A 790-nucleotide genomic window follows, 5' to 3' on the forward strand; every position below is an offset into this window, starting at 1 on the left:
TGCCCTGTGGGCGCTGATTGAGCCTTTGCTTCCGCCGGAGCCACCCAAGCCGAAGGGCGGGCGGCCCCGGCTGGATAACCGCGCGGCGCTGACCGGCATCCTGTTCGTGTTGCGCTCCGGCATTCCCTGGGAACTGCTGCCGGTGGAGATGGGCTGCGGCTCGGGCATGACATGTTGGCGCCGGCTGCACGAATGGCACCAAGCCGGCGTCTGGGAACGGCTGCACCGCGTGCTGCTCGACCGGCTCGGCTACGCCAACGCCATCAACTGGGAGCGGGCCGCGGTAGACAGCGCCGCCGTTCCGGCAAAAAGGGGGGTGAGGAGACCGGCCCGAACCCGACGGATCGCGGCAAGCCGGGCTCCAAGCGGCACATCCTCGTCGATGCCAACGGCATTCCACTCGCTCTGAGGAGCTCGTCGGCCAACCGGCACGACAGCAAGCTGCTTGAGGCGCTGGTCGATGCTGTGCCGGCGATCCGCCAGTGTGTGGGCCGGCCACGGCGCCGACCGGCCAAGTTGCACGCCGACAAGGGCTACGACTTCGCCTTCTGCCGACAAGCGCTGCGACGGCGGGCCATCATTCCGCGTATCGCCCGCCGCGGCATCGAGAGCAGCGAGCGCCTGGGCCGACACCGTTGGGTGGTCGAGCGTACGCTCGCTTGGTTCGCCCGCTTCCGCCGCCTCGCCGTCCGTTACGAGCGGCGCGCCGACATCTTCACCGCCTTTCACCACATCGCTGCCAGCCTCATCTGCTGGCGCTTCGTCCAGAAATGGTTCTGTTAGGCGCTCT

General features: G+C 68.5%; 1 protein-coding gene. It reads left to right on the forward strand.

Annotation, left to right across the window (positions count from 1 at the left end):
- Positions 1–4: 4 nt before the first annotated feature.
- A protein-coding gene (locus DS837_RS31860; protein WP_425599285.1) for an IS5 family transposase occupies positions 5–783 on the forward strand; the annotation gives its coding sequence in 2 pieces (ribosomal slippage) (positions 5–314 and positions 314–783; 780 coding nt in all).
- The last annotated feature ends 7 nt before the right edge of the window (positions 784–790 follow it).

Origin of the sequence: Azospirillum brasilense, assembly GCF_008365405.1 — a bacterium.
GTDB lineage: Bacteria > Pseudomonadota > Alphaproteobacteria > Azospirillales > Azospirillaceae > Azospirillum > Azospirillum brasilense_D.